The 978-nt window shown below is 31.8% G+C and carries 1 protein-coding gene; it reads right to left on the bottom strand.

What is annotated here, in order from left to right; all coding sequences use genetic code 11:
• Positions 1-10 precede the first annotated feature (10 nt).
• The coding region (locus tag INF77_RS23120) for an oligosaccharide flippase family protein (RefSeq protein ID WP_193543113.1) at positions 11-978 on the bottom strand (968 nt) is incomplete at its 5' end.

Here is a 978-nt window from a genome sequence, read left to right as displayed (position 1 = left end):
TTATTAACCTTTATCTAACGCTTTTTTTAAATAATTTCCGAACGCATCCGCAAATAACCTTGATTATTTCGACATGCACTAACAACATAAAACCTTGCATGAACAAGTAGTTGAAAATTGTTAGAGAAAAAATTTCAGTAATGCTAACCGCTAAGGCAGCACCAATCAATCCGAACCTTAGAGAAAAAAAATAAGAAAGCACCAAACTAAAAACCAAAATAAATATAGTTTTATATAGCAAAAATCTATATCCAGAAAGCTTAACAATTATTTTTGATGAAGCCATTCCAAGTGTAGATAATAATGTTGCAAAACATAATAAAATGCAGGGCGCTATAGATTCATTATACTCACCACCATATATGTAGAAGATTATATAGCTTATCAAAAACGTCATCAGAAATATTACCGGAATTGACAGTAAAATGATATTCAAATGCAGTCTTGCACCAAGATTGATTATTTTTGATTTGTTTTTCTCTCGAAATATTGCCGGTAGACAAGAGGTTAGCAACGATAACAAAATGAAATTCCAACTAGTAGCAAGAGTTTGAGAAACTGAATATATGCCGACATCATGATCCCCATACAAAAATGATATTACAAGTAAATTCAATCTCGGATAGATTGATGCAATAACAGAAGGAATAACGAGAATACTACCCGCATAACTCAGGTAAAAAAACCTTTTTCTTAATACTTTGTATTTTATTGTCACTTTACTTTTATATTCCTTCCGGAATATAAATAACTTCAAAAAGTAAGGGGTGGCGCTTATAATTATAAGAGGCAGCCCAAATAAGATAACCGGAGCTTTATATTTAACCATTAATGCTCTGACTACTAAACCGAAAATAAGTCCGGTTACGTTTGCAAGAGCATTCATTCTAGAGTTCAGCAATGACTCATTAAAGCTTGTATATGTATCAATTGTGTAAAAGTAATATGCCAAACATATTGACAGCACTAACACCATAC

This window comes from Enterobacter cloacae complex sp. P1B, assembly GCF_014982345.1.
Lineage (GTDB): Bacteria > Pseudomonadota > Gammaproteobacteria > Enterobacterales > Enterobacteriaceae > Enterobacter > Enterobacter bugandensis.
This window is presented reverse-complemented; position numbering and strand designations above follow the sequence as displayed.